Source organism: Methylobacterium sp. WL116 (assembly GCF_008039455.1).
Lineage (GTDB): Bacteria > Pseudomonadota > Alphaproteobacteria > Rhizobiales > Beijerinckiaceae > Methylobacterium.
Genome location: NZ_VRUV01000200.1, coordinates 1 through 7921, shown reverse-complemented (window position 1 = coordinate 7921; position 7921 = coordinate 1). Strand labels below are relative to the sequence as shown.

Annotated in this window: 7 protein-coding genes and 2 pseudogenes; all 9 read left to right on the top strand. The window is 70.7% G+C overall.

The features are described from left to right. The coding region (locus tag FV223_RS31805; RefSeq protein WP_246689691.1) for a hypothetical protein at positions 1-336 on the top strand (336 nt) is incomplete at its 5' end. A 1-nt stretch (position 337) separates the two neighbouring features. Beyond that, complete coding sequence (locus FV223_RS15160; protein WP_147727819.1) at positions 338-1375, top strand: mitochondrial fission ELM1 family protein; 1038 nt, start codon at positions 338-340, stop codon at positions 1373-1375. A gap of 21 nt (positions 1376-1396) precedes the next feature. Beyond that, positions 1397-2374, top strand: coding sequence for a thioredoxin-disulfide reductase (trxB, locus tag FV223_RS15155; RefSeq protein WP_147727818.1), 978 nt, complete (start codon positions 1397-1399; stop codon positions 2372-2374). 288 nt (positions 2375-2662) lie between these two features. Then, positions 2663-3553 carry a LysR family transcriptional regulator gene (locus FV223_RS15150; RefSeq protein WP_147727817.1) on the top strand — a complete coding sequence of 297 codons (891 nt, stop codon included), beginning with the start codon at positions 2663-2665 and terminating at the stop codon, positions 3551-3553. Between the two features lie 290 nt (positions 3554-3843). Further along, positions 3844-5268, top strand: a pseudogene (locus tag FV223_RS15145) (cytochrome ubiquinol oxidase subunit I). 5 nt (positions 5269-5273) lie between these two features. Further along, positions 5274-6281, top strand: coding sequence for a cytochrome d ubiquinol oxidase subunit II (gene cydB, locus FV223_RS15140; protein WP_147727816.1), 1008 nt, complete (start codon positions 5274-5276; stop codon positions 6279-6281). Between the two features lie 8 nt (positions 6282-6289). Next, positions 6290-6397, top strand: a complete 108-nt coding sequence (locus FV223_RS15135) for a DUF2474 domain-containing protein (RefSeq protein ID WP_147727815.1) — start codon at positions 6290-6292, stop codon at positions 6395-6397. Positions 6398-6403: 6 nt separating this feature from the next. Then, the gene (locus tag FV223_RS15130) at positions 6404-6976 is read left to right on the top strand and encodes a GbsR/MarR family transcriptional regulator (protein WP_147727814.1); all 573 of its coding nucleotides are present in this window, start codon (positions 6404-6406) and stop codon (positions 6974-6976) included. A gap of 258 nt (positions 6977-7234) precedes the next feature. Beyond that, a pseudogene (locus tag FV223_RS15125) lies at positions 7235-7921 on the top strand (glycosyltransferase family 1 protein); the annotation flags it as partial.

The following is a 7921-nucleotide window of genomic DNA, read 5'->3' as shown; positions in this document are numbered from 1 at the left end:
CTGACCGCGGCCCTGCGCAGCCGCTTCGCGGCCCGCCTCGGCGGCCGCGGCCCGAGCCTCGTGGTCCTGGTCCGCGGCTTCTCGCTGCGGCCCTACGCCGGCGGCAACAACAGCGGCCGCTCCGGCTTCGGGGGCGGCTCGCAGAACGACTACCTCGACGGCGAGGCGCTGCTGGTCGCCCGCGACGGCGCGATCCTCGGGCGCCACCCGCAGCTCACCGCCACCCCGTCGAGCTTCGGCGGGGCGTGGTACGATCCGCAATCCGAGCGGAGCCGCGTGACCGCCATCGCCGACATCTACGCCGACTGGCTCGTCCGCAACCTGCCCGTCGACTGACGTGATCCCCTCCTCCGAGACGCACGCCGCCCCGGCGCTTTCCGGCGCCCGCGCCTGGATCGTCACCGACGGCAAGGCCGGCGACGAGAACCAGTGCGTCGGCATCGCCGAGACCCTTCGCCTGTCCTACGAGATCCGCCGGGTGCCGTCGCACGGCCCGTTCGGCTGGACGGCGCCGTGGGGGCCGATCGACCCGCGCCAGGGCCCGTATCGCAGCCGCGGCGCGCTGGCCGGGCCCTATCCCGACATCCTGATCGCCTCCGGGCGGCGCGCGGTGCCTTATCTCCGCGCGATGCGCCGGGCCGGGCCGGGACGCACCTTCACCGCCTTCCTGAAGGACCCGCGCACCGGGCACGACAGCGCCGACTTCATCTGGGTGCCCGACTACGACGACCTGCGCGGCCCCAACGTCTTCACCACGCTGACCGCGCCGCACCTCGTCACCGCCGAGCGGATCGCGGCCGCCCGCGCGCGGCCGGACCCCCGGCTGACGGCGCTCGACGGGCCGCGGGTCGCGGTGCTGATCGGCGGGGACAGCCGACACCTGAGCTATCGCGCCCTCGACATGCAGCGCCTGGTCGACGACCTGCGCAAGCTCGCCGGGTCGGGCTGCCGGCTGATGGTCACCGTCTCGCGCCGCACGCCGGACCCACTGCGCGACGCGATCCGCACGCTTGTTTCGGAGACCGGCGGCTTCCTCTGGGACGGCGGCGGCGACAACCCTTACGTGGCGATGCTGGCGCTGGCCGACGCGGTGGTGGTCACCTCCGATTCGGCGAACATGGTCAGCGAGGCGGTGTCCACCGGCGCGCCGGTGCTGCTGTTCGACCTGCCGCGTACCTATATCCGCCACCGGCGGATGTTCGCGGGGCTGGCGATGGCCGGCGCCTTGCGGCCGTTTACCGGGCGGTTGGAGCCGCTGGCCTACAAGCCGATCAACGCCACGCCGGTGATCGCCCAGGCGCTCGCCGACGGCTACGCCGCCTTCCGGGCGGCACAGGGCGGTCTGCCGGCCGGCCGGCACGTCGCCGAGGCTTAGAGCGAGGGATTCGAGGACGTCATGGCCCACACCCATTCCAGGCTGATCATCGTCGGTTCGGGGCCGGCCGGTTACACGGCCGCGATCTACGCGGCCCGTGCCATGGTGCAGCCGCTGCTGATCTCGGGCTTCCAGCCCGGCGGCCAGCTGATGATCACCACCGACGTCGAGAACTATCCGGGCTTCGCCGAGGCGATCCAGGGGCCGTGGCTGATGGAGCAGATGCGGCTCCAGGCCGAGCATGTCGGCACCACGATCCTGTCGGAGTACATCACCAAGGTCGACCTCAAGGTGCGCCCGTTCCGGCTCGAGGCCGATTCCGGCGAGACCTATTCCTGCGACGCGCTGATCATCGCCACCGGCGCCCAGGCGAAGTGGCTCGGCCTGCCGTCGGAGGCCAAGTTCCAGGGCGGGGGCGTCTCGGCCTGCGCCACCTGCGACGGCTTCTTCTTCCGCGGCAAGCCGGTGGCGGTGGTCGGCGGCGGCAACACGGCCGTCGAGGAGGCTCTGTACCTCGCCAACCTCGCCTCGAAGGTCACGGTGATCCACCGCCGGGACAGCTTCCGCGCCGAGCGCATCCTGCAGGAGCGCCTGTTCAAGCATCCGAACGTCGAGGTGCTGTGGAACCGCGAGATCGACGAGATCTGCGGCACCACCACGCCCGCGCCGTCGGTGACGCACCTGCGCCTCAAGGACACCCGCACCGGCGAGGCCAGCGCGGTGCCGGTCGACGGCGTGTTCGTCGCGATCGGCCACAAGCCGGCGACCGAGGTGTTCGAGGGCCAGCTCGCGATGCGCCACGGCGGCTACCTCAGCGTCCGCCCCGGCACCGCCGAGACCGAGATTCCCGGCGTGTTCGCGGCCGGCGACGTCACCGACGACGTCTACCGCCAGGCGATCACCGCGGCCGGCATGGGCTGCATGGCTGCGCTGGAAGCGGAGAAGTACCTCGCCAACCTCGACATCGGCGAGAGCCCGCGACAGGCCGCCGCCGAGTAGGCGCGAGCTCGTCCACCGGCCCGAATCCCCGTTCGGGCGGGTGAGGACTGCGCGGTTCGGCCCCACGCCGAGGATCTGTCAACATTTTCTTTTTGCGGCGCCTTGCGCGCGACCATGCTCAGGACGCATGAGTGACGGGCGTCGCGACGAGGCCGGGCCCGTTCGACCGCAGCCGGGTCCGATGCGTCGCAGCGGGGCCGGGAAACGCCCGCGTCGGTCGACGGCGCGGGTGGCCGGAATGGGGCGCGCGTGCCTCGGCGTCGTCTGGGTGCGTGAGGGAGTCTCGCCGTGGATTGGGACAAGATCCGGATCTTCCTCAACGTCGCGGAAGCCGGCAGCTTCACCCGTGCCGGCGACGACATCGGCCTGAGCCAATCCGCGGTGAGCCGCCAGATCAGTGCCCTGGAGCGCGAGCTGAAGGCGCCGCTGTTCCACCGCCACGCCCGCGGCCTGATCCTGACCGAGCAGGGCGACCTTCTGTTCCGCGCCGCGCGCGACATGAAGCTCCGGCTGGAGAACACCCGCGCCCGCCTCGTCGAGACCAGCGAGCGGCCGTCGGGCGACCTCAAGGTGACCACCACCGTGGGGCTGGGCACCGCGTGGCTCGCCCAGCGCGTCGCCGAATTCCTCGACCTCTACCCGGACGTGCGGATCGAGCTGATCCTGACCAACGAGGAGCTCGACCTCGCTATGCGCGAGGCCGACGTCGCGATCCGCATGCGCCGGCCGGCCCAGCCCGACCTGATCCAGCGCCGGCTGTTCACGGTGCACTACCACGCCTTCGCCAGCCAGGATTACGTCAAGCGCTTCGGCGAGCCCAAGACCGTCGAGGACCTCGACGAGCACCGCCTCGTCTCCTTCGGCGGCAACGAGCCGTCCTACCTGCTGGCGGCGCACTGGCTCGCCAATGTCGGCCGCGAGGGCCGCGAGCGCCGCCCGGTCGCCTTCACCGTCAACAACATCGGCGCGCTGCAGCGGGCGATGGAGACCGGCGCCGGCATCGGCATCCTGCCGGACTACGCGGTCGACGGCGACGACCACCTCGTCCAGGTGCTGCGCGACAGCGAGATGCCGACGCTGGAGAGCTATCTCGTCTACGCCGAGGAGATGCGCACGGTCGCCCGCGTCCAGGCGTTCCGCGACTTCCTCGTCTCGAAGGCGCAGCGCTGGACGTACTGAGGCGCCGGCCGCCACCGCCCTTCCGAGGCGGCTCGGCGGCGCCCGTCGTCGGACGGGCTCCGAAGCGCCCCCCGAAGCCGGCCGGATCGGCCGAGGCCGGCGGGTCGGGGCTTCGTCGTCGGATCGCGGCGTCGGCGATGGCGCGTACCTTCGGCGCCCGCCCGCAGGCCCGTGGTCCCGACGGCATCCGCCGATGCGACAACCGACCTATCCTTGTGCGTCGTATAGGCTTGCATTCTTATCGTCATTTCGGTAATTTCTGAAATGACGAGATCGACGAGGCCGCGGGCATGTCTCTCCTATCCGAGATCGACGCGCTGACGCTTGCGCGGGCGCATTTCGGGTTCACCGTCGCCTTCCACATCGTCTTCCCGTCTTTCTCGATCGGGCTGGCGAGCTACCTCGCGGTGCTCGAAGGTCTGTGGCTGGCGACCGGCCGCGAGGTGTTCATCAATCTCTTCCACTACTGGCTCAAGATCTTCGCCATCGCTTTCGCGATGGGCGTCGTCTCCGGCCTGGTGATGAGCTATCAGTTCGGCACCAACTGGTCGGTCTATTCCGACAGGACCGGCCCGGTGCTCGGGCCGTTGATGGCCTACGAGGTCATGTCGGCCTTCTTCCTGGAGGCCGGCTTTCTCGGCGTGATGCTGTTCGGCATGAAGAAGGTCGGCCGCGGCCTGCACATGCTGGCGACCCTGATGGTGGCGGTCGGCACCGGCTTCTCGGCGTTCTGGATCGTATCCGTCAATTCCTGGATGCAGACGCCGGCCGGGTACGGCACGAATGCGCAAGGTCAGTTCGTGCCCCTCGATTGGTGGGCGATCGTCTTCAACCCGTCGTTCCCGTATCGGCTCGTGCACATGGTGCTGGCCGCCTACCTGACGACGGCGCTCGTGGTCGGCGGCGTGGGCGCCTGGCACCTGCTGCGGGACCGCGCCAATGCGGGCGCCCGCACCATGTTCTCCATGGCGATGTGGATGCTGGCCTGCGTCGCGCCGCTCCAGATCCTCGCGGGCGATGCCCACGGCCTGAACACGCTCGCGCATCAACCGGCCAAGGTCATGGCGATGGAGGGCCACTTCCGGGGTCATCCGGACGGGGCTCCGCTCATCCTGTTCGGCCTGCCGGACCAGGACGCGGCGACCGTCCGCTAGGCGCTGGAGGTGCCCAAGCTCTCGTCGCTGATCCTGAAGCATTCGCTCGACGCAGCCCTCGATGGGCTCGACAGCGTCCCGCGCGCGAATTGGCCGCCGGTGCCGATCGTGTTCTGGTCGTTCCGCATCATGGTCGGGCTCGGCGTCGCGATGCTGGGCGTCGGCCTGTGGAGCCTGTGGGCGCGGTGGCGCGGGCGCCTCTACGAGACGACCTGGCTGCACCGCGTCGCGGTGACGATGGGGCCCGCGGGCTTCGTGGCGGTGCTGGCCGGCTGGATCACGACGGAGGTGGGCCGCCAGCCCTTCACGGTCTACGGCCTGCTGCGCACCGCGCAATCCGCGTCTCCGCTGCAGGTGCCGGCCGTCGCTAGCTCGCTGCTCGCCTTCGTCGTGATCTACCTTTCGGTCTTCGGCATGGGGATCCTCTACATCCTGCGGCTGATGGCGCATGCGCCCCATCGCGGCGAGGAAGGCCCCGAGGTCGGCCTGCCGATCCGCGCCGCCGGCCTCACGCCCGCGCCCGCCGTCGATCCCGATCGCCATCTGCAGCCGGCGGAGTAGGAGCCATGAACGCCGCCTTCGATCTCTCCACGGTCTGGGCCTTCGTGATCGCGTTCGCGGTCTTCGCCTACGTGGTGATGGACGGCTTCGATCTCGGCGTCGGGCTGCTGTTTCCCAGCCTCCGGGCCGGGGAGGAACGCAACGTCGCCATGAACTCGATCGCGCCCGTCTGGGATGGCAACGAGACGTGGCTGGTGCTCGGCGGCGGCGGCCTCTTCGCTGCGTTCCCGCTCGCCTACGCGATCATCCTGCCCGCCCTCTACGCACCGATCGTCGCCATGCTGCTGGGCCTGGTCTTCCGAGGCGTGGCCTTCGAATTCCGCTGGCGCGATCCCCACCATCGCGCCTTCTGGGACGTCGCCTTCGCGGGCGGCTCGCTGGTCGCCGCCCTGGCGCAGGGCATCGCCCTGGGCGCTCTCCTCCAGGGCATCGCCGTCACCGGGCGCGGCTACGGCGGCGGGCGGTGGGACTGGCTGACGCCGTTCAGCCTGTTCACCGGGATCAGCCTCGTGCTGGGCTACGCGCTCTTAGGCGCCACGTGGCTCGTGATGCGGACCGAGGGAACGACGCGCGAACTTGGCCGACGCATGGCGTTCCGGTTCGGGATCGCCACCATCGTCTGCATCGCGGCCGTGAGCGCGGCGACCCCGCTGCTCGACGCCGCCTTCGCCGCCCGCTGGTTCGCCTGGCCGAACGTGTTGCTGACGGCTCAGGTGCCGTTGCTGGTCGTGCTCGGCAGCGTCCTGTTCCTCCGGACGCTCATGCGCGGGGCCGAGCGGGCGCCGTTCCTGCTGGCGCTCGGGCTGTTCGGCCTGTCGTATGTCGGTCTGGGAATCAGCATCTATCCCGACATCGTCCCCGGCCGGGTGACGATCTGGGAGGCGGCCTCGCCGAGATCCTCGCAGATCTTCATGCTGGTCGGCGCGGGCGTCCTCATCCCGGTCATCCTCGCCTACACCGCCTACGCGTACTGGGTCTTCCGGGGCAAGGTCGGCGCGGACGGCTACCATTGAGCGGGCTGATGCCGCGTTGGGCCGGCCGGCTCGGCTGGTTCGTGGCCCTCTGGATCGGCGGGGTCGTCGTCGTGGGCGGGATCGCCTTCGTGCTGCGCCTCTGGCTCAAGGCATAGCGGGCGATGCAGCTTCCTCCCCTCGTGCAAGCCTTCGTGCTGCATTTCGGCGAGATGGGCTCCCGCTGGGGCATCAATCACACGGTCGGCCAGATCTACGCGCTGCTGTTCGTGTCGCCGCAGGGGCTCAATGCCGAGGAGATCGTGGACAAGCTCGGCCTGTCCCGCTCGAACGTGAGCATGGGGCTCAAGGAGCTCCAGGCCTGGAGCCTCGTCCGCCTTCAGCACAGGCCCGGCGACCGCCGCGACTACTTCTCGACGCCGGAGGACATCTGGCAGATCGTCCGGACCCTGGTGGAGGAGCGCAAGAAGCGCGAGATCGACCCGACGCTGACGCTGCTGCGCGAGCTGCTGATGGAGGCGCCGAGCGATGACGACGAACGCTACGCCCAGCAACGCCTGACCGAGATGCGCGATCTCTTCGAGTTATTCGCCGGCTGGTACGGTGACGTGCGCCGCCTCGACACGCAACGCCTCGTGCAGCTTCTGACGCTCGGGGCCCAGGTGCAGAAGGTGCTGGAGATGAAGGATCGCTTCCTGCCGGGACGGGCGGCACGAGGAAAGGCGTCGATCGGCTGACGGCTGCCCGGAGCCGGGCGCGCAACCCGGCGGTCGGTCCGTCGCGTGCCGCGAGAGCCTTCATCCGTCGCCGGCGGCGGGCGGCGGCCGCCCCCGGCGCAGGCTCCCGTTCCTCGTCGTCCGGCTTGCGATATGCCGACCGCGACCGGTTCCCGATCGGCCAACGGTTCGAACCCGAGGCATCGCACCGGCTGGCCCTCCGCGCCTCGGCCCGGTAACACCCGGCCGGCCTGCATGGGGGCCGCAATCCGGAGCATCATGTCGACACGGCCGATCGCCTTCGACCTCACCCGCCTCGTCACCCGCCTGCGCCATGCGAGCCCGTCCGGGATCGACCGGGTCGACCTCGCCTATGCCCGCCACGTGCTCGACGGCGCCGGCGCGCGCTTCGGGCTGGTCTCGACCGGCCTCGGGCCGCGCATCCTCGATCGGGACCACGCGTCCCGCATCGTCGACGCGGTCGCGGACGGCTGGACCGAGGACGTGGTGGCCGAATCCGATCCGGTCTACCGCCGCCTCGAGGCACGGCTCACCGACCGCCCGGCGGAGGCCGTCGCCGGGCGCGACCAGCGGTCCGGCACGATCCGCCGGCGGCGCATCCAGGCCGAGACCGTGCTCGGGATCCTGCGCGCCGCGCCGATCTCGGCCCTGCCGGAGGGCAGCCTCTACCTGCACACCTCGCACCTGCGCCTCGACAAGCCGGAGCGCTTCGACTGGCTCTACACCCGCACCGACGTGCGGCCGGCGTTCTTCGTCCACGACCTGATCCCGATCACCCATCCCGAATACGGCCGGCCCGGCGAGGCCGAGCGCCATCGCCGGCGCCTGCGGACCATCGGCCGGCACGCGGCCGCCATCGTCGTGAATTCCGCCGATACCGGCGAGCGGACGCTGGCGCACCTCGCCGCCGACGGGTTCGGGCGTCCGCCGCTCGCGGTCGGGCAT

Coding starts and splice junctions, on each gene's coding strand:
- FV223_RS15135 (WP_147727815.1), top strand. CDS start 6,290: ATGCCGCGTTGGGCCGGCCGGCTCGGCTGGTTCGTGGCCCTCTGGATC.
- cydB (WP_147727816.1), top strand. CDS start 5,274: ATGAACGCCGCCTTCGATCTCTCCACGGTCTGGGCCTTCGTGATCGCG.
- trxB (WP_147727818.1), top strand. CDS start 1,397: ATGGCCCACACCCATTCCAGGCTGATCATCGTCGGTTCGGGGCCGGCC.
- FV223_RS15130 (WP_147727814.1), top strand. CDS start 6,404: ATGCAGCTTCCTCCCCTCGTGCAAGCCTTCGTGCTGCATTTCGGCGAG.